The sequence below is a fragment of the Staphylococcus argenteus genome, from assembly GCF_000236925.1.
Classification (GTDB): Bacteria; Bacillota; Bacilli; order Staphylococcales; family Staphylococcaceae; genus Staphylococcus; species Staphylococcus argenteus.
The window spans coordinates 272,541-293,005 of record NC_016941.1 but is presented as its reverse complement, the minus strand read 5'-3'; the positions used below and the strand labels follow the sequence as shown (position 1 = coordinate 293,005).

Sequence of the window (20,465 nt, the reverse complement as noted above, 5' to 3'; positions counted from 1 at the left end):
TTCATTCTCAATAACTGTGGTATGATATGAAAGGAAATCATGACTTAACCGTAAGTGAACATTCAAATTCACATTTCCAAACTTAGGAGCATGACTTTCTATACTTAATTTTTACAAGGAGTGACATCTGTGAATCACACACAATCTTCAACACGCAGTCATATTATTATTGCAATTATGTTATCTGCATTAACATACTGGTTGTTTGCACAATCATTTATTAATATAGGACCACTTGTTGGTCAAACGTATCATACGTCACCTGCCATTTTAAATTTATCGATTAGTTTAACGTCTTTTGCAACTGGCATTTTTATGGTAGCCGCGGGTGACATAGCTGATAAAATAGGACAATTAAAAATGACATACATTGGACTCATAGCCAGCATTATCGGTTCTATTCTGTTAATTATTTCGGACATAACCGCTCTTTTAATTTTAGGTAGAATTTTACAAGGTTTATCAGCAGCTATCTTATTACCTTCAACGGTAGGTGTTTTAAATCATCAATTTAACGGTGATCATTTAAGACGTGCCATTAGTTACTTAATGATTAGTACCGTGGGTGGTATCGGCCTAGCAGGTGTCATTGGCGGTTTAATTGCCACAAATTTCGGATGGCAAACTAATTTCATTATAAGTATCGTAATAGCTTTAATCGCCATACTACTTCTTAAAGGGACGTCAGAAAAAGTAAGACAACATCGTACTCATCATCCTTTTGATTATAAGGGTATGACAGTTTTTGCTGTAATGATTGGAAGCTTCACATTGCTATTAACACAAGGTTTTGAACAAGGTTGGTTTAGTAAGTTTTCATATATTTGTCTTAGTACATTTATTATCTCTACAATTATATTTATTATCATTGAACGCCGTCTTACAGCACCATTTATTGATTTCGCAGTATTTCGTAACCGTCCATTTATTGGTGCTTTTTTAAATAACTTTGTTTTAAACAGTGGTCTCGGTGTAACGGTTGTCTTCTTTATATATGCACAAACTCACCTTGGATTATCTGCTGCTCAATCTGGTTTAGTTACATTACCTTATGCCATTGTAGCCATTGCGATGATTCGATTAGGTGAAAAGGCAACGTTACGCTTCGGTGGCAAGTTGATGCTCATCATTGGCCCATTGTTCCCAGTCATCGGCATCACTGTTATTAGTATGACTCAATTATCCGCATCACAATATGTCATGGCAGTTGTCATTGGTTTCGTCATATGTGCGATAGGTAATGGTTTAGTAGCAACACCAGGACTTACGATTGCAATTTTTAGTATGCCAAATGAAAAAGTTGGCTTGGCTACAGGATTATACAAAATGAGCGGTACATTAGGTGGTGCTTTTGGTATAGCATTAAGTACAACAGTGTTTAGTATGCTACAACTTAACTATGCACCTAGTGTAGCCGCAACCGTAACATTTATAGTCAGCATTGTATTGATGATCCTTGGCTCATTATCTGCCTTCATTATTATTCCAAAAACGGTTAAATCATAAATATAATAGAAGATTCACGCTTTTATAAATCTTTATATCTTTAAAGCTAGACGTATCAAACCCTATAAAAATAAGCGAAGAACGTTTTCCTCTGTTCTTCGCTTACTCTAATTATATTCACTATCAGTTAGACAAAATGGCCATTTTCAAATATCACGCGTTGTTTCTGACCTTGAATATATTTATCATAATTCTCTTTTTGAAAATCAGTTAACATTAATTTAGATGTACCGTATTTTAACACTTTTTGCATTGTTTCTATTCTCATTTTTCTAAATAACCATCCATCTTTTAACACAATACGATTAACAGCATCATATGATAATTCTACTGTTTCTTTAATTTCAAATGTTTTGAATGAAATAATCGTGCACATTAAAAACGTATCACCAAAGTAATAAACATCTAAATCATCTCGTTTATGTTGTCCAACTAACAAACGACCATATTCGAACTTTTTATCTGGATATTTCAATTCTAAAAAACTAATAATCTCTTCTTCTTTTAATTTGAATTGCATTAAAAAACATCCTCTCTTCGATTGTAGCTACCTTTTTCAAAAGCCAAACATTCATCTTACATAGTTAAATATACATTATTTTATTATATATTTTAAGACTTTTTTCAAAAATAAAAAATATCATAAACAAACAATAGATATAACATTTATATGCATTTCTATTATACTGAATTTTCTATGTATCTAATCTTTTAATTCATTTAAAGTTAACTCATTTTTCAAGACTATATTTGACCTCATTATTTGAAAATACACGATGTACGTATACGTATGTCATCGAATGTTTTCTCATGATATGATTAATGTAATAATTGGGTATATATAAGATGAATTACAAAATAAAGAGAAGGAATCGATGATGAAAAAGATATCAATTAAAGATGTTGCTAAAGAAGCTGGCGTATCAGTTACTACTGTGTCACATATTTTAAATCATAATGATAGCAGGTTTTCAGCAACTACAATTAAAAAAGTACATACTGTTTCAGAACGTCTAGGCTATGCCCCTAACAAACATGCGAAACAATTACGTGGTAGTAAGATTCAAACTATCGGTGTCATTCTCCCGAGCTTAACAAATCCATTTTTCTCATCACTCATGCAAAGTATCCATGATTATAAACCAGCTGACGTCGATTTATGTTTTTTAACTTCTACAGCACACGAATTATGTAATAATGTTAAACACTTAATTGATCGCGGTATAGACGGCTTAATCATTGCGCAATATATTGCTTCTCCTGATACACTTGATGATTATGTAAAAAAGCACCATATTCCATATGTTGTGCTAGATCAAAATGACCATCAAGGTTATACAGATTTTGTACGTACAAATGAATATCAAGGCGGACAACTTGCAGCTCAACATTTAATAGGATTAGGCCACAAAAATATGACGATTGTTGCACCATATGACATGATGGCAAATATGTCAGCACGTGTAACTGGGTTCATTGATACTTTACGCGCATATCAATTATCCGAACCTAAAATCATACGTACAGAACTATCTAAACATGGTGGTCTAACTATCGTTGATGACATTATGATTCAACCTGCTACTGCGATATTTGCTATTAATGATGAACTCGCCATTGGTATTTTGCGTGGCTTAATTGAACATGGAATTAATATTCCGAAAGATATCTCACTAATAGGTTACGATGACATCGACTATGCAGCATATGTAACACCACCGTTGACTACGATAGCTCAACCAATTACTGAGATTGGTAAAATATCATTGAATTTATTGCTTCAACGTATACATCAATTAGATAAACCCATTGAAATGGTTGAACTTCCGACGACATTAAAAATTCGATCCACGACCTCTTCAAATGTTTTACACTAAATGCACATACGATATATTTTTGAACACTTTTCCCTTAGCGTTGATTTAACGTTGAGGGTTTTTATTTACTATAAAGTCATTCTGAAATTTAAACAATATTCATTAAATTTCGAAATATGAATTAAACGTTATTAACATTTTATGAAAACGCATGCATTTTACAATTAAAAGTGTTACGATGGCACTGGTAAAACGTTTTACTAAAATTAAATCGTGAGGTGTATAACATGAGCATTGTTGCTTTACTTATTGGACTGGGACCTTTAATCGGCTGGGGGTTCTTCCCAACAGTTGCTTCTAAATTTGGAGGTAAACCTGTAAATCAAATTATCGGTGCAACTGTAGGTACATTAATCTTCGCTATTATTTTAGCCATGGTCACTTCGAGTAGCTTCCCTACTGGAACAAATTTACTGTTTGCCATTTTATCCGGTGCCGGTTGGGGTTTTGGACAAATTATTACATTTAAGGCATTTGAACTTGTTGGTTCATCTCGTGCTATGCCTGTTACAACTGCGTTTCAATTATTAGGTGCATCTTTATGGGGTGTTTTCGCCTTAGGAAATTGGCCAGGCATTGGTCACAAAATCATTGGATTCACTGCTTTAATCATTATCTTAATTGGTGCGCGTATGACTGTTTGGAGCGAACGTAAAGAAGCTAGTAACGCTAAAAACTTACGTCGTGCAGTTATACTTTTGTTAATTGGCGAGTTTGGATACTGGTTATATTCTGCAGCACCACAAGCAACATCAATTAATGGCTTAACCGCCTTTTTACCTCAAGCTATGGGTATGGTATTAGTTGCAGTTATCTATGGTCTAATGAATATGAAAAAAGAAAATCCTTTCCGTAACAAAATTACATGGTTACAAATTATTTCTGGATTTTTCTTTGCATTTGGTGCCTTAACTTATTTAATTTCTGCTCAACCCGATATGAACGGTTTAGCAACTGGCTTTATTCTTTCTCAAACATCTGTTGTACTTGCAACATTAACTGGTATATATTTCTTAAAACAACATAAAACATCAAAAGAAATGGTCATTACAATTATCGGCTTAGTACTCATTTTAGTAGCCGCTTCTGTCACAGTATTTATTAAATAAGGAGTGTCAATTTCATGAAAAAAACGAGCGTTTTAAATGAACATATATCGAAAGCAATCGCGACAATCGGACATTTTGACTTATTAACAGTCAACGATGCTGGTATGCCAATTCCAAATGATCATCGTCGTATTGATTTAGCTGTCACAAAAAATTTGCCACGCTTTATCGATGTATTAGCTACAGTATTGGAAGAAATGGAAATTCAAAAGATTTACTTAGCTGAAGAAATTAAAGAACATAACCCTGAACAATTACAACAAATTAAACAATTGCTTTCATCTGATATAGAGATTGTTTTCATTCCTCACGAAGACATGAAAGCAAATTTATCACATCCATTAAATAAAGGCAATATTCGCACAGGTGACATAACACCTTATTCCAATATTGCCTTAGAATCAAATGTTACATTTTAAAAATTTAAAACTGAAAGGAGTCATACAATGAAAAATAAAGTTGTTATATTAGGCTCTACAAACGTAGATCAATTTTTAACAGTTGAAAGATATGCTCAACCAGGCGAAACTCTACATGTTGAGGAAGCTCAAAAAGCATTTGGTGGCGGTAAAGGCGCTAACCAAGCGATTGCAACTGCACGCATGCAAGCAGATACCACATTTATTACGAAAATAGGAAATGATGGTGTTGCTGATTTCATCTTAGAAGATTTTAAAGAGGCAAATATAGATACATCTTACATTATCAAAACTGATGAAGCTAAAACTGGCCAAGCATTCATTACTGTTAATGCTGAAGGTCAAAATTCCATCTATGTATATGGTGGTGCAAACATGACAATAACACCTGAAGATGTCGAAACAGCAAAAGATGCAATTGTTAAAGCAGACTTTATTGTTGCTCAATTAGAAGTACCGATACCTGCCATTATTGCTGCATTTGAAATTGCTAAAGCACATGGTGTAACAACGGTGTTAAATCCAGCACCAGCGAAGCCATTGCCTGATAAACTATTATCACTCATTGATATTATCGTTCCGAATGAAACTGAAGCTGAATTATTATCCGGCATCAAAGTAACAGATGAATCATCCATGCAAGCGAATGCAGATTACTTTTTATCCTTAGGTATCAAAACTGTTTTAATTACATTAGGTAAACAAGGTACATATTTTGCTACACGAGACCATAGCCAACACATTCAGGCTTATAAAGTTAAAGCTATCGATACGACTGCTGCTGGCGATACATTTATCGGTGCTTTTGTGAGTCGTTTAAATAAGTCTCAAGATAATTTAGAAGAGGCTATAGACTTCGGTAACAAAGCAAGTTCGTTTACTGTTCAAAGACATGGTTCTCAAGCGTCCATTCCTCCATTAGAAGAAGTTGAAAATAAAGCATAAATTTATAGGAACAATCGTTATATTAATGGGCAAGTTGTGACAGCTGCTGTCATACTTCAATTGATATAGATTGTTCCTTTTTATATTCGCACACCTTGTTCTCTTAAAAAGTCCTCAAATAACACTTTGATTAATCTTCCTCATATGTAGCAACATTTTTTAATTTACTTGTAATACCGTTATAAATATATACATCTCATGAATTAATCGATGCATATTTAAATATATTCCGCACTTTATTATAAATAACATATAAAAACATTTATGCGAATAGTTGTAATTTTCAGACTATTAATGTATTGTATTTTTAACGACGTCGCATTTTATTGGGGTTTATTTTAAAAAGTATAGAAATTATCGTCTGCAGATTGACTTTAAATTTCTATATTAACCGGGGAGAATCATATTATGACAAATGAATTAAAGAGGGATTTAAGCAATCGCCATATTCAATTAATTGCAATCGGTGGTGCAATTGGAACAGGACTATTCTTTGGATCTGGCAATACTATTTCTAAAGCAGGCCCATCGATTTTATTTACGTATATGCTTGTTGGGTTCTTTTTATTTTTATTCATGCGAGCAATGGGAGAAATGTTATTAGCGAAAACTAAATTTAAATCATTTCCTGATATCGCACATGAATATTTAGGGCCATTTGCTGGTTTTATTGTAGGCTGGTCTTATTGGATGTCTTGGGTTATTACAGTCATGGCCGATGTCACTGCAATTTCCCAATACATTAAATATTTTAATCCTAATATTCCGACATGGCTCACTTGTTTTTCAATTATTTTATTGCTACTCGTACTAAATTTAACGAGCACTAAAGTATTTGGCGAATTAGAATTTTGGTTTGCAATTATCAAAGTTATTACAATCATTGCTTTGATTGCAGTCGGCATCATTATGGTCGTTTTATCATTTAAGTCACCTTCAGGTACAACTGCAAGCTTCTCAAACTTATATTCACATGGTGGTATGTTCCCACATGGTTTCTTTGGATTTTTAATGTCCTTCCAAATGGCGGTGTTTGCATTTACAGGTATTGAATTCATTGGTATTACAGCAGGCGAAACAAAGAATCCTCATAAAACATTGCCTCGTGCGATTAATAGTGTGCCATTACGTATTATTTTATTCTACGTTGGTGCCTTGGCAGTCATTATGATGATTGTTCCGTGGAATCAAATCAATCCTCAAAATAGTCCTTTTGTTGGCTTATTTGCTTTAGCTGGAATTCCATTTGCTGCAGGATTGATTAACTTTGTTGTTTTAACGGCTGCGGCATCTTCTGCAAATAGCGGTATTTTTGCTAATAGTCGCGTATTATTCGGTTTAGGCAATAAAAAACAAGCACCCGAAGCAATGCATCGTCTATCTAAACGAGGCATTCCTCAAAATGCTTTACTAGTTACATGTGCATTGATTTCAATCACAGTTATTTTAAATTTAGTGATACCGAATGGTGAAGAAGTGTTTGTTTACATTACTTCTGTGGCTACATCTATCACTTTAGTAGTATGGTCATTAATCGCTATTTCATACATCAGTTATATTAAAAAAGATAAGGCATTACATGACGCAAGTACATTCAAATTACCAGGTGGCATCGCATCTGCTTATGCAGTGGTCGCATTTTTCGCCTTCATCATTATTATTCTATTATTTAATGCTGAAACTCGAATCGGTATTATCTTATCACCTATTTGGTATGCTGGATTAATTATTGCTTATTTTTATAACAAGAAGAAATTGCATTTAAGCGAATAATATATTGAAGATCTTATATAAAGTTTATGATTGCATTGGCTCAACACGTCATCCAAAATTGTCATGTTACATAGCTCAGCATTCAATATTCCACTTATATAAGATCTTTTTTGATTAATTATCTTGATTATCAGTTAATATTTCACCATTCGTTTCGATTACTTGTTTATACCAATAGAAAGAATCTTTTTTCAATCGTTCCATCGTGCCATGCCCTTCATTATCTCGATCCACATAAATCAAACCATAACGTTTCTTCATTTCACCAGTTGTAAATGAGACAATATCTATAATTCCCCATGGTGTATAACCTATTAAATCAACACCATCTTGGTCTACTGCTTCGATTGCTGCTGTAATGTGAGATTTTAAATATTCGATACGATAATTATCGTGTATGTTCCCATCAACGACTTCATCGACCGCTCCAAAACCATTTTCAACGATAAACAATGGCACTTGATAACGTTCATACAATACATTTAAAATATATCTTAATCCATCAGGATCAATAGCCCATCCCCAATCACTTGTCTCAATATGAGGATTTTCAACAGAGTTGTTTAAACTACCGTTAACAATGTTATGCTCAACTTTAGCACCGGCATCGTGTTTTACAACAGTAGTCATATAATAACTAAAACCAATGTAATCCACTGTCCCGTCTTGTAAAATTTCGGCATCACCTTCTTGCCATCCAATATCATACCCTTTTCGAGCAAACATTTTTTTAGCATAAGCAGGATAATAACCTCTTACTTGAACATCTGGGAAAAAGAAACGTAAACGATTGGCTATTTGTGCTTCCATCATATCTTTTGGATGACATGAGTAAGGATAAATCGGCACAGGCGCAATCATCGCACCAATTTTAAATTCAGGATTTATTTCTTTACCAATACTAACAGCAAGTGCACTAGCTAAAAGTTCATGATGTGCAACTTGATACAACACTTCTTCTGCATTATCGTCTTCAGTTAATGCCACACCTGAATTTGTCCATAAAAATATAGGATTAGATGTATCCATTTGATTATTAATTTCATTAAACGTCATCCAATACGTTACTTTATCTTTATACCTTTCAAATACTACTCGCGCAAAGCGAATAAAATGTTCGACAACTTGACGATTTCTAAATCCCCCATAATTTTTTGCTAAATGGAGTGGCATTTCAAAATGTGATAACGTCACAACAGGCTCAATACCTTGGGCAATCAGTTCATCAAAGAAACGATCATAAAAAGCTAGCCCTTCTTCATTAGGTGTTTCTTCATCACCATTCGGAAATATACGTGTCCATGCAACTGATGTACGTAAACATTTTAATCCCATTTCCTTTAATAAGGCGATATCCTCTTTATATCGGTGATAAAAATCAATAGCAACATGATTGGGATAATACTGATTCGGGTCTATCGTTTCTGTAATTCGACGTGCTTTCCCTTGTGCACCACTTGTCATGACATCCATCACACTTAGCCCCTTACCACCTTGATCATATCCTCCTTCAAATTGATTAGCAGCAAATGCGCCACCCCACAAGAAATCTTTTGGTAATTTTGTTGTCATTATACAACACTCCTAGTTCTTAAATATTTTAAAAATAACATCTTTCGTTGTAATTATTTCATTCATTGTGAGTTCAACTTTCCCAAAATCAGCAGAATTACTGATTACAATAATAACGTCCGAATTATATCCTTGTTCTTCAATATAATTTCGATCAAATTTTAAAAGCGTTTGACCCGAATTAACATAGTCATCTTGATTTACAAGACATTCGAACCCTTCACCGTTTAGTTTAACTGTATTGACTCCAATATGAATGACTAAGTCAACACCTTCTTCTGAATGAATTCCAATGGCATGCTTGGTAGGTACTGTCATTGAAACTGTACCAGTAAACGGAGATATGATTTTAGACATATCATGTGCCTTAATCGCTAGTCCTTCTCCTACCATTTCTTCTCTGAAAATTGAATCTCTAACTTCTTTTAGCAAAATACGACGTCCTGAAATTGGGGCTTTTACTAATATAGGTGTTTTCACTTTTGTATTTGATGTTTGCTTTGTCTCTTTTGTTTTCGCGTTATCATTTTCTGAACCTGCTTGAGATTTGTCTTTTTCAATTAATAGCTGTAGTTGTTTATAAATATCTTCAACACTTTCTTTAAACATGATGATAAACTGCTCATCATGTTCCTCAACAGCTTTCACACCAGCTATCTGCTTTACTTCGTTTGCAGTAGAAGGAATAGCATGATTCATTTGAATCGTTAGACGATTTGTATCTCGCGAAACGTTAACAACATTCTCAATACCACCAACAGCTGTAAAAATATCTTGCGCTTGCTCGATATGTTTTTTACTCATAGCTACTACCTCCCTATGTAAAATAATGGAAACGTTTACTCACTACCATTATAATTGTACCGGTTCAATTTGTAAATACCGATACATTTATTAAATTTTATGCTATAATAATCACAATTGAAAATGAAACGAGGATAAAATATTGCTAAAGTATGAACATATTGCTGAACAACTTAATTCATTTATACATCAATCTAATTTCAAACCTGGCGATAAATTACCAAATGTGACACAGTTAAAAGAACGATATCAAGTTAGTAAAAGTACCATTATTAAAGCATTGGGGTTGTTAGAACAAGATGGCATAATATATCAAGCACAAGGTAGTGGCATTTATGTTAGAAATATTGCAGATGCAAATCGTATTAATGTTTTTAAGACGAATGGCTTTTCAAAAAGTTTAGGTGAACAACGTATGACGAGTAAGGTATTAGCATTCGAAGAAATTTTGACGCCTCCAAAGTCTGTTAAAGATGAACTACAGTTAAATGAAGGGGATACAGTTTATTATTTGAAACGACTACGTTATGTAGATGATGCCATTTTATGTATTGAATATTCTTATTTCCATAAAAACATCGTAAAATATTTAACACCTGAAATTGCTAAAGGCTCTATATTCGATTATTTAGAATCAAATATGAAGATACGTGTGGGATTTTCAGATATCTTCTTTAATGTGGATCAACTTCATATGCAAGAAGCAGAGTTATTAAAATTATCTGTAGGAGAACCTTGTCTACGTTATCATCAAACATTCTATACTATGACAGGTAAACCTTTTGATTCCTCTGATATTGTATTCCATTATCGTAATGCACAATTTTATATACCTAGTAAAAAATAACTTTCCGAGAACAATGAAAAACGCCTATAATCCAGGATAACTGGAGCATAGGCGTTTTTGTGATAACAACAATGGCTCAAATTGCTATTATCTTACTTAGGTTTTGATTATTAAAAGAATATTGCTACAAAGACAGGCACAACTGCTACGACAACCACACCTACAAGCACTAAAGCAATACTTGCCATTGATTCCTCTACAGGTCCTAATTCTTTAGCAGGCGCTACACCTAATGTGTGTCCACTTGTTCCAAGTGCTAAACCTCGGGCAATAGGGTTAGTAATTCGGAATAGTTTTAAGAATTTATTACCTAGGGCATAAATAATAACACCATTTAAAATAACTGCTAATGACGTCAATTCTTTTATACCACCGATTCCAGCTGACACTGGTAGTGCAATCGCTGTTGTTGCGGCTTGTGGTAACATTGATAAAATTACATCGTTCGCAAATTGCGCTAATTTCGCAAAAGTTAAGATAATTAATAACGCTACAACTGTACCGATACCAATACCTCCGATGATTCGATGCCAATGTTTAACAAGCACATCACGCTTTTTATATAACGGAATCGCAAAACAAATTGTTGCTGGTTCTAGGAAGAAGTAAATGATGTCTCCACCTATTTTGTATGTTTTATATGGAATACCTGTTAAATAAAGGAATGCTACACCAAACACCATGCTGACAAACAACGGCGCAAATAAGAAGAAACGATTTGTTTTTTCAAATAAGATTGTTGCTAAGAAGAATGGTATAACGGATAATAATATTCCGAAATATGGTGTGTTTAGCGCTAAATGGTTAATCATGAGCTTGTGCCTCCTCTATTTTGATCTTTTTTTGGGTTTTATCACCTTTAGATCTTGAAGTTACTTTCATAATAATTTGTGTCACATAGCCTGTACAAATTAGTAATAAAATTGTTGAGACGATAATTAGTCCAATGATTAAAAATGGTGCTTGGCTAATAACACCTAAAGAGTTAACTACTGAAATTCCGGCTGGTACGAAGAGTAACCCAATATTATTTGTTAGTGTCGTACCTACTTTTTCGACTTCGCCTAACTTAACAGCACCAGTACATAATAAAATAAATAATAATACTAAACCGATAACTGATGCAGGCATAGGAATTGGCATAAATGATTCAATTATTTTCGATACAAAGAGTACTAAAGCAATTACAATGACTTGGTGAAAGAAGTGAGCTGGTTTTGATGCGTCTTTTTGTTGTTTCACGACCATTGCCTCCTACGTTTGATTTAACTAAAGTATAGATGGCTTAGTTGGATTTGCGTAAATTTCAGTCTGAAATACAAAATATCATAGGTAAAATGCATAAAAAAAAGGATTACTGTTAAAGTAACCCTATCGACGATTTAAATTCTTTCATAAACGAACGCCCAACTTGCATTTTGACACCATTTGTCAATATTACCATATATGTGTAGTTAAACCATTGCTGTACTTCTTTAATGTGCTTAGTATTAATAATATATGATCGATGGATACGTATAAAATATGATGGATTTAATCGTTTTTCATAACGATTCAACGGTTCTGTTGTTTCATACTTATGATTTGTAGTATGTATTGTTGTTATACCATTATGCGTACCAATACCGATAATATTTTGTTGCTTAAGCATATGAATTTTATCATCGATTTCCACTGGCAAACTCTGATCAAAATTCACTGACATATCATTTATAATTGCACTAGAACTACTTTCATCTTTAGCTTTAGTCGCACGGACTTTATTGACTGCCTGTTCTATACGTTTTTGACCGAATGGTTTTAAAATATAATCTGTTGCATTTAATTCGAAAGCCTGTACTGCATATTGGTCATGTGCAGTCGCAAAAATAATTGCGGGTGGCTCTTTCATCTTTTGAATTTTAGCTCCTAATTCAATACCATTTTCATCCATTAAATTCACATCTAAAAATATAATGTCATATTGATTGATAAGTAATGCTTCCAATGTTTCTTTCACATTTTCCGCCTCATTAATTTCTTCAAATCCACCAATTTCATTAAGTAAATAGGTCAATTCATTACGCGCTAATGGCTCATCATCTATGATTAATGCTTTCATATTTATTCCTCCTCTTGCCTTTCATAAGGAAGTACACACCAAAAAGTGGTACCGCTTGATGTCGATTTAAATTGTAATGCTGCGGACTTTCCAAATAATCCTTTAAGGCGTAAGTTTAAGTTTTCTAAAGCACTACCAGTTCCGGATTCTGATTCTACAGATGTTTCTCCCAACAAATGCATTTTATCTTTAGAAATACCTTGGCCATTATCTTGTACTACAATGCAAACATGTGACGCATTTTCTTTAATAACAGACACATCAATGTCGTTGCCTTGTTTTCGATTCGTAAAAGCATGCTTAATTGCATTTTCAACTAAAATTTGAATTAAAAATGGTGGAACAAGAACGTGACGATATCGTTCTTCAACATTGATATTAATGTTAAATCTGCCTGGATATCGTGCTTGTTCCAATGATAAGTATGAACGAACTTGACTTAACTCTTTGTCTAAAGTAATTGTATGTTGCTTTGAGCCTTGTAAGTTTGCACGGAAAAAGTAACTCAATTCTAATAGCAACTCTCGCGCCTTTTCACTGTTAATTCTAACTAATGCTGAAATTGTATTAATTGAATTAAAGAAAAAGTGTGGACTAACTTGTGCTTGTAGTGATTTAATTTCCGCATCTTTCAATAATTTACTTTGTGTTTCTGCTTCACCTAGTTCAATTTGACTACTAAATATATTAGCTAAACCTTCAGCCAATTGACGTTCAACAAATGTTAAATCATTAGGATTGGTAAAGTACATTTTTAGCGTTCCGACAATTGAACCATGCATCTCCAGTGGGATAACAATGGCAGCTCTAAGTGGACAATTAGGATGGCTACAGCCAATTTCTTCTCTAGTATGCACTTCTTTTAAGCGCCCCGATTTCAATACATCTTTAGATAAGCTCGTTAATATTTCATTTGTTGGAATGTGATGATCACTACCTGCACCAACATGAGATAAAATTTCATTTTTACTAGTAATCGCTACGGCAGATACTTTCATTAAATCTTTGATAATCACGGCAATTTGCTGCGCTGATTCTCTATTTAATCCTTCTTTAAAATAAGGCAATGTTTGATTCATTAATTGCAACACGTCATGGGTTTGCACGGCTTTCATTTGTTCTTCTTGTTTCAATGTTGAAATAATAATTGACATAAAAATAGCTGTACCCACACTATTCACTATAATCATAGGCAAAGCGATTAATGAAATAAGTTCAATCGCATATGCTTTGTCATGTGAAAATGTTAAGATGCTCAACATCTGGATTACTTCCATAAATATACCAATCATGGCACTTTTCGCGATACTTGGATAACGTTTACGTCTCTGTGCTTGTAAACCATAATAGCCAGCGATAATACCGATGAACAATGAAGAAATTAAGTAAACTTGTGCATCTGCACCACCCATATAAACTCTAAAAATACCTGAAATAATACCTACAAATAGACCTACAAAAGGACCACCGACTAAACCTGCGACACCAATTGTTAACACACGTGTATTGGCTAAAGATACATCATCATCTAAGCGAAAATACACACTACCCGATAAGCTATGCTGATGATCAATGACTATACCTGTTAAATTGGACATTAAGGCAAATAGACTAAAAATGATGCATAACTGCCAACGTGCTTTCCATGTACGTCGACGATTCATTAAATTTTTAAAATACGGTATATTCATCAACACATAGGCTAAAATAATAATTAAACCTACACGTTCAAGTAATAACATTGTTAGCGATAGCACGATAGCACCTCAGTGAATTTTTAATTACGTTTATTTTATCACAATAGTACATGTAAAATTCATGAATAAATTATTAAAAAAATGCGCTAACATTTAATTATCATTCTTACTAATATTTGACATCATTTCTTTTTATAAAGTGGCATTTTAACATCAAATAATTATTATAGCTTTCACCATATCAATTTTGGTACAAAGAAAACTGCTGACATAATTTTGCCAACAGTTTTTGTATGTCTTTAATTTAGTTGCTTTGATTACACATTTAAACTTTCCACTCAAAACAAAGCCCTCAAATCATTGTGTATCATGGTTTGTGTCTACAATGATTTGAGGGGCCTTTGTTATTTGTTTATTTGATATGTTACATGTGCTGTGTTGAATTTTATGATATTTTTGAAGTCGCGCTTTTTAATATCTTCGCTGAGTAGGATTTCCACTTCATTGTCTGACGTTTGGCTTAACATACCCATAATCATTTGGTCTTTTAAGATAACACTTGCCATACCTTCTTCAAATACATAACCTCTATCAATACCGGTTAAGATAATTTTGTTTTTACCTTTTAACTTCATTGATATTGAATCCGCTAACGTAATAGCAGTAAAGTATAGTGAAATGTTATTAAAGTCTTTAGTGAAATAAGGTGTTAATCTATAGAAATCATTGTTTAAATGAATTAACGCACTTGTTTCAGCAGGATATGCATATTTATTACGTTGATTTCCAACACGAACCTCAAATACTTCAGTGCCTATTTGGACTTCTAAGAAAACATCCCAAATTTTTTCCTTTGGTAAATACGTTTTAATATCTTCTAACATAATGTTAAAACGATATTGTTTATTCGCATTAACACTTAAAGGTACATACATTGTATGTTTCTTGTTTCGTGAATGTAACTTAAGTCTGACATCATAATGCCCTTCGCCAATCATAAATTCATTTAATGTTAGTTCTGTAACAATTTTATGGTTATCAAATTTAAATGCTGTCATTTTCACTTTCGGTTTAGCAATATCAATACCTTCAAAGCTTGGCTCACCTTCATTGAATTGAATATTTAATTTGCCATCTACTATATCAAAGTGATAATACTGACCTTGGCGATAACTTTCTTCTACAGTTCTATAATTATCGATATCTTTGGTTCTAGCATAGTGTAATAATGGGCGCAATTTGCTTAACACTAATGCATCTACGCGTTCTGGCACTGCTTGTATAAAGTCTCCTAACGCATTAATCCATTGTGGTTGGTCTTCCAACTTAACTTTAAGTGAAAAACCATTCGTACGTGAAAAACTAAAATGACGATTTAAAAATTCTGCTAAGATTTGATCTTTATGGGATTCTTCTAAATCAGCTTTTAGAATTTCTAATGTAATCAATCTCATTACTTCATAAAAGTCTTCTGGTGAAACATATGCACTACTCATATGTTCCCCTTCACGTTTAGTAGCATAGTAATACGCTTTATCACTTAGCACACTAATTCGATTTGCATTTAAATATGCTTTCATAGTAAAAAGTTGATCTTCTGCACTCTTTAATTCTTCTGGAAAATAAATGTCATTATCTTTTAGTAAAGCTGTTCTATAGATTTTAGTTGGGCTCAAAGTATAGATAATTCTTGAATTTAACAAAGTGACTTCCGGTGCTGTTTCTTTAAACATCGATTGTGGTACACCACGACCATTAACACCTTTCATTTTAATCAATAATACATCGGAGTGATGTTCATCAATAAATGCTGATGCATCTTTCAATGTCTCTTTGCTAATGTAGTCATCAGAATCCACAAATAATACAAATTCACCTTCTGCTTGTCTTAACGCCACATTTCTCGGTTTACCTGGACCGCCTGAATTTGTTTCGAGTTGACTTACTTTCATATTTAATTTATTACGATACTTTTCAACTATTTGTAACGTTTGATCTGTTGAACAGTCATCAACGACAATCACTTCAAAATCAGTTTTCGGAAAATCTTGTTTCGCAAGGCTATTTAGCAATTCTGTTATATATTTTTCTGAATTGTATGTTGGAACTATTACTGAAAATTTTACCATTATACCTCTCCCACTGTGACCGCTATATAAACTTAGCTACCAAATAAATTTCTAACTAAACGTTCACTTGATCGGCCATCTTGATATTTAAAATGTTTATCTAAGAACGGAATAACTTTTTCTCCTTCATAATCTTCATTATCCAGGGCATCCATCAATTCATCAAATGATTGCACAATTTTTCCTGGAACAAATGATTCATATGGTTCATAGAAATCACGCGTTGTAATGTAATCTTCTAAATCAAACGCATAGAAAATCATTGGCTTTTTAAATACTGCATATTCGTATATTAAAGATGAATAGTCACTAATTAATAAATCTGTTATAAACAGTATATCGTTAACTTCTCTAAAGTCAGAAACATCAACAAAATATTGTTTATGCTTGTCAGCAATATTAAGTCTATTTTTTACAAACGGATGCATTTTAAATAATACAACCGCATTATTTTTCTCACAGTATCTTGCTAAACGTTCAAAATCTATTTTGAAAAATGGATAATGTGCTGTACCATGGCCACTACCTCTGAATGTTGGTGCGAAAAGAATGACTTTCTTATCTTTAATAATTGGTAATTCATCTTCCATCTCTTGTCTAATTTGTTTCGCATACGCTTTATCAAATAAAACGTCTGTACGAGGTACACCAGTAGGCACTACATTTTTCTCTTTTATACCAAATGCTTCAGCGTAAAATGGAATATCGGTTTCTGATGATACATAAGCTTTTGTATAGCTACGATGATTTAAAGAATCTATGAATGGTCCGCCTTTTTTACCAGTACGGCTAAAGCCGACTGTTTTAAAGGCGCCAACTGCATGCCATACTTGAATAACCTCTTGAGAACGTCTGAAACGCACTGTATAAATCAACGGATGGAAGTCATCAACAAAAATGTAATCTGCTTTACCAAGCAAATATGGCAATCTAAATTTGTCGATAATACCACGTCTATCTGTAATATTTGCTTTGAACACAGTGTGAATATCATACTTTTCATCTAGGTTTTGACGTAACATTTCATTATAGATGTATTCAAAATTCCCAGACATTGTTGGTCTAGAGTCTGATGTGAATAATACTGTATTGCCCTTTTTCAAGTGGAAAAATTTAGTAGTATTAAATATCGCCTTAAAAATAAATTGTCTTGTATTAAACGATTGTTTACGGAAATACTTACGTAATTCTTTATATTTACGAACGATAAACATACTTTTTACTTCCGGTGTTGATACAACAACATCAAGGACAAATTCATTAACATCGCTAGAAATCTCAGGTTTAACAGTATAAACCGTTTTCTTTGATACGCCGCCTTTTCTAAATTCTTTTAGATAAGTCTGCAATAAGAAGTTGATTTTACCATTTTGTGTTTCTAATTCGTTGTATTGTTCTTCTTGTTCTGGCTTTAAATTTTGATATGCATCGTTAATCACATCTGGATTTAACTGTGCTATATAATCAAGTTCTTGCTCATTAACTAATAAATACTTATCTTCAGGTAAGTAATAACCATTGTCTAAGATAGCTACATTGAAACGACAAACGAATTGATTACCATCAACTTTGATATCATTTGCCTTCATTGTGCGTGTCTCAGTTAAATTTCTTAATACAAAATTGCTATCTTTTAAATCTAGGTTTTCACTATGTCCTTCAACGAATAATTGAACACGTTCCCAATAGATTTTATCTATATATATCTTACTTTTAACCAACGTTAATTCATCCTTTTCTATTTACATAATCCATTTAAGTACTGTTTTACCCCAAGATGTAGATAAGTCTGCTTCAAAAGCTTCTGTTAAATCATTAATTGTCGCAATCTCAAATTCTTGCCCTTTTAACAGTGCTAATTTATCTACGATATCTGGGTATTTAATGTATAAGTCTACAACATCTTGGAAATCTTTTGATCCGCTTCGGCTGCTACCAATCAATGTCAAACCTTTTTCTAACACAAGACGTGTATTAACTTCAACTGGGAACTCACTTACGCCTAATAAAGCAATGCTGCCTTCAGGTGAAATGTAATCAATCATCTGATTAATTGCCGATTGACTACCACGTCCACCAACGCATTCAAATGCATGATCAAATGTTAAGCCTTCAGGTATTTTATTAATATAGAAGACATCATCAACAAATGAGAAATGGCTCAATTTATAATCTGTTTTACCAAAGACATAAATTTTAGACTCTGGATATAATTTACGCAGTAAAATAGCTGTGATATAGCCTAAGTTTCCGTCTCCCCAAATACCAAATGTATTTTTGTTGGAAATTGATTTCTTTTCAAATCGACGAATGGCATGTAGGCTAACTGTCACAAGTTCTGTGTATGAAATGATACTTAAATCAATATCGTCGGGTAGTGGTACAGCTCTATCATGATTTAGCAACACGAAATCTTGCATGAAGCCATCATGACCACTTGATCTGAAATAACTAGATTTTAAATAGTTTTCAGCAATGACATCGTCTGTTTCTGTTGGCGTATTAGGTACCATAACAACTTTCGTGCCCTTATTGAATATACCTTTACTATCAAATACTACTTCGCCTACACCTTCATGAATTAAAGACATTGGTAGTTTTTGAGATAAGACATTTTCATCACGGCTACCAGTGTAGTATCTTTGATCGGCAGCACAAATTGACATATATAAAGGACGTACAATGACATAATCACTGTAAATATCTACGTTGTTATACGTAACTTCAAATTGTCTAGGTGCAACTAATTGATATACTTGATTAATCATCGGCAATACCACCTCGAATAATAGCGTTAGCTACTTTTAAATCATACGGTGTTGTTACTTTAATGTTATATAATTCACCTTTTACAAGACGTACCGGTTTATTTGTTTCGACGATAATTTTACATGCATCAGATAAGATACTCTTTTGTTCATCACTTAACTGCGCATAGCTTTCTTTTAATAAATTAATATTGAATGATTGTGGTGTTTGACCTTGATACATTTCGTTACGCACTGGAATGGCATCAATTGTTTGATTATCTTTAGATGTAACAATTGTATCGATAGCATCAATAACTGTATCTACCGCGCCATACTCTAATGCAGCTTGAATATTTTCTTTAATGATACGATGCGTTAAAAATGGTCTTACTGCGTCGTGCGTTACAATAACGTCATCTTCATTTACACCGTTTGTAGATTCAATGTGCTTAACGATATTCATAATTGTATCGTTACGATCGCTACCACCTTGAATCACTTCAATTCTCTCATCAGAAATTTTGAATTTTCTAAGTGTATCTTTTGTATGCGTCATCCATTGTTGTGGTGTCGCAATAATAATTTTTTCAAAGTCATTAATTAAAATAAATTTTTCTAAAGTATGGATTAAAATAGGTTTGTTATCTAAATCTAAAAATTGTTTAGGTAAGGGTACATTACCCATTCTTGAACCTATACCTCCAGCTAGAATACCAGCGTATTTCATAAAATACTTCCTCCATTCAACTATATCTATATTTAATTATTTAAAATTCATTGCATATTTTTTGTGATAACTCGTTTTTAAAATCAAAATTCTAAACGTCAATGTAAAATATAAAATTACACACATTTTGCTTATATTTTAGCATATTTTGTTTAAGTCTATATTACAACATATCAGACGTTTTTATACACAAATAATAACACACAAGC

Annotated in this window: 18 protein-coding genes; 7 read left to right on the top strand and 11 right to left on the bottom strand. The window is 33.1% G+C overall.

Translation table 11 applies throughout. The features are described 5' to 3' along the window. The first annotated feature begins 129 nt into the window (after positions 1–129). Positions 130–1,506, top strand: coding sequence for an MFS transporter (locus SAMSHR1132_RS01235; protein ID WP_001016949.1), 1,377 nt, complete (start codon positions 130–132; stop codon positions 1,504–1,506). Between the two features lie 127 nt (positions 1,507–1,633). Here SAMSHR1132_RS01235 and SAMSHR1132_RS01230 read toward each other — a convergent pair whose 3' ends face one another. After that, positions 1,634–2,026 (bottom strand): hypothetical protein, encoded by a 393-nt coding sequence (locus SAMSHR1132_RS01230; RefSeq protein ID WP_001159762.1) that lies wholly within the window; start codon positions 2,024–2,026, stop codon positions 1,634–1,636. 358 nt (positions 2,027–2,384) lie between these two features. Between SAMSHR1132_RS01230 and rbsR the strand changes: the two genes are divergently transcribed. The 5 genes from rbsR (at position 2,385) to SAMSHR1132_RS01205 (ending at position 7,629) form a co-directional block, all read left to right on the top strand. After that, positions 2,385–3,383, top strand: coding sequence for a ribose utilization transcriptional repressor RbsR (rbsR, locus tag SAMSHR1132_RS01225; RefSeq protein WP_042354681.1), 999 nt, complete (start codon positions 2,385–2,387; stop codon positions 3,381–3,383). A gap of 227 nt (positions 3,384–3,610) precedes the next feature. Beyond that, complete coding sequence (gene rbsU / locus SAMSHR1132_RS01220) at positions 3,611–4,492, top strand: ribose/proton symporter RbsU (RefSeq protein WP_000029213.1); 882 nt, start codon at positions 3,611–3,613, stop codon at positions 4,490–4,492. A gap of 14 nt (positions 4,493–4,506) precedes the next feature. After that, complete coding sequence (gene rbsD / locus SAMSHR1132_RS01215) at positions 4,507–4,911, top strand: D-ribose pyranase (RefSeq protein WP_000753818.1); 405 nt, start codon at positions 4,507–4,509, stop codon at positions 4,909–4,911. A gap of 27 nt (positions 4,912–4,938) precedes the next feature. After that, positions 4,939–5,856, top strand: coding sequence for a ribokinase (gene rbsK / locus SAMSHR1132_RS01210; protein ID WP_000792456.1), 918 nt, complete (start codon positions 4,939–4,941; stop codon positions 5,854–5,856). 408 nt (positions 5,857–6,264) lie between these two features. Next, a complete protein-coding gene (locus SAMSHR1132_RS01205; RefSeq protein WP_000180596.1) occupies positions 6,265–7,629 on the top strand; it encodes an amino acid permease in 1,365 nt (454 codons plus the stop codon). A gap of 114 nt (positions 7,630–7,743) precedes the next feature. Here the strand turns inward: SAMSHR1132_RS01205 and SAMSHR1132_RS01200 are convergent, their stop codons facing one another. Further along, positions 7,744–9,201, bottom strand: a complete 1,458-nt coding sequence (locus SAMSHR1132_RS01200) for a 6-phospho-beta-glucosidase (RefSeq protein ID WP_000208604.1) — start codon at positions 9,199–9,201, stop codon at positions 7,744–7,746. A gap of 12 nt (positions 9,202–9,213) precedes the next feature. After that, entirely contained in the window at positions 9,214–10,005 is a 792-nt protein-coding gene (locus SAMSHR1132_RS01195) for a PTS sugar transporter subunit IIA (RefSeq protein WP_000037453.1), read from the bottom strand. Between the two features lie 142 nt (positions 10,006–10,147). Between SAMSHR1132_RS01195 and SAMSHR1132_RS01190 the strand changes: the two genes are divergently transcribed. After that, positions 10,148–10,852 (top strand): GntR family transcriptional regulator, encoded by a 705-nt coding sequence (locus SAMSHR1132_RS01190; RefSeq protein ID WP_000922314.1) that lies wholly within the window; start codon positions 10,148–10,150, stop codon positions 10,850–10,852. 110 nt (positions 10,853–10,962) lie between these two features. Here SAMSHR1132_RS01190 and lrgB read toward each other — a convergent pair whose 3' ends face one another. From lrgB to SAMSHR1132_RS01150, 8 genes are all read right to left on the bottom strand, one after another. After that, a complete protein-coding gene (gene lrgB / locus SAMSHR1132_RS01185; RefSeq protein WP_000607066.1) occupies positions 10,963–11,664 on the bottom strand; it encodes an antiholin-like protein LrgB in 702 nt (233 codons plus the stop codon). Further along, a complete protein-coding gene (gene lrgA, locus SAMSHR1132_RS01180) occupies positions 11,657–12,100 on the bottom strand; it encodes an antiholin-like murein hydrolase modulator LrgA (RefSeq protein ID WP_042354677.1) in 444 nt (147 codons plus the stop codon). Before lrgA ends, lrgB begins: the two co-directional genes overlap by 8 nt. 112 nt (positions 12,101–12,212) lie before the next feature. Then, complete coding sequence (locus tag SAMSHR1132_RS01175) at positions 12,213–12,953, bottom strand: response regulator transcription factor LytR (RefSeq protein ID WP_000645458.1); 741 nt, start codon at positions 12,951–12,953, stop codon at positions 12,213–12,215. A 2-nt stretch (positions 12,954–12,955) separates the two neighbouring features. Next, a complete protein-coding gene (locus SAMSHR1132_RS01170) occupies positions 12,956–14,710 on the bottom strand; it encodes a sensor histidine kinase (RefSeq protein WP_014373763.1) in 1,755 nt (584 codons plus the stop codon). 344 nt (positions 14,711–15,054) lie between these two features. Next, entirely contained in the window at positions 15,055–16,779 is a 1,725-nt protein-coding gene (gene tarS, locus SAMSHR1132_RS01165; RefSeq protein ID WP_000238285.1) for a poly(ribitol-phosphate) beta-N-acetylglucosaminyltransferase, read from the bottom strand. Between the two features lie 32 nt (positions 16,780–16,811). Beyond that, a complete protein-coding gene (gene tarL, locus SAMSHR1132_RS01160; protein WP_000240929.1) occupies positions 16,812–18,500 on the bottom strand; it encodes a teichoic acid ribitol-phosphate polymerase TarL in 1,689 nt (562 codons plus the stop codon). A gap of 21 nt (positions 18,501–18,521) precedes the next feature. Next, positions 18,522–19,547: a ribitol-5-phosphate dehydrogenase gene (locus SAMSHR1132_RS01155; protein WP_000610199.1), complete on the bottom strand. Its 1,026-nt coding sequence runs from the start codon at positions 19,545–19,547 to the stop codon at positions 18,522–18,524. After that, positions 19,540–20,256: a D-ribitol-5-phosphate cytidylyltransferase gene (locus tag SAMSHR1132_RS01150; RefSeq protein WP_000872487.1), complete on the bottom strand. Its 717-nt coding sequence runs from the start codon at positions 20,254–20,256 to the stop codon at positions 19,540–19,542. The genes SAMSHR1132_RS01155 and SAMSHR1132_RS01150 overlap by 8 nt, the downstream gene beginning before the upstream one ends. Between the last annotated feature and the right edge of the window lie 209 nt (positions 20,257–20,465).

Coding starts and splice junctions, on each gene's coding strand:
- SAMSHR1132_RS01230 (WP_001159762.1), bottom strand. CDS start 2,026: ATGCAATTCAAATTAAAAGAAGAAGAGATTATTAGTTTTTTAGAATTG.
- rbsR (WP_042354681.1), top strand. CDS start 2,385: ATGAAAAAGATATCAATTAAAGATGTTGCTAAAGAAGCTGGCGTATCA.
- rbsU (WP_000029213.1), top strand. CDS start 3,611: ATGAGCATTGTTGCTTTACTTATTGGACTGGGACCTTTAATCGGCTGG.
- rbsD (WP_000753818.1), top strand. CDS start 4,507: ATGAAAAAAACGAGCGTTTTAAATGAACATATATCGAAAGCAATCGCG.
- rbsK (WP_000792456.1), top strand. CDS start 4,939: ATGAAAAATAAAGTTGTTATATTAGGCTCTACAAACGTAGATCAATTT.
- SAMSHR1132_RS01205 (WP_000180596.1), top strand. CDS start 6,265: ATGACAAATGAATTAAAGAGGGATTTAAGCAATCGCCATATTCAATTA.
- SAMSHR1132_RS01200 (WP_000208604.1), bottom strand. CDS start 9,201: ATGACAACAAAATTACCAAAAGATTTCTTGTGGGGTGGCGCATTTGCT.
- SAMSHR1132_RS01195 (WP_000037453.1), bottom strand. CDS start 10,005: ATGAGTAAAAAACATATCGAGCAAGCGCAAGATATTTTTACAGCTGTT.
- lrgB (WP_000607066.1), bottom strand. CDS start 11,664: ATGATTAACCATTTAGCGCTAAACACACCATATTTCGGAATATTATTA.
- lrgA (WP_042354677.1), bottom strand. CDS start 12,100: ATGGTCGTGAAACAACAAAAAGACGCATCAAAACCAGCTCACTTCTTT.
- SAMSHR1132_RS01175 (WP_000645458.1), bottom strand. CDS start 12,953: ATGAAAGCATTAATCATAGATGATGAGCCATTAGCGCGTAATGAATTG.
- tarS (WP_000238285.1), bottom strand. CDS start 16,779: ATGGTAAAATTTTCAGTAATAGTTCCAACATACAATTCAGAAAAATAT.
- SAMSHR1132_RS01155 (WP_000610199.1), bottom strand. CDS start 19,547: ATGATTAATCAAGTATATCAATTAGTTGCACCTAGACAATTTGAAGTT.
- SAMSHR1132_RS01150 (WP_000872487.1), bottom strand. CDS start 20,256: ATGAAATACGCTGGTATTCTAGCTGGAGGTATAGGTTCAAGAATGGGT.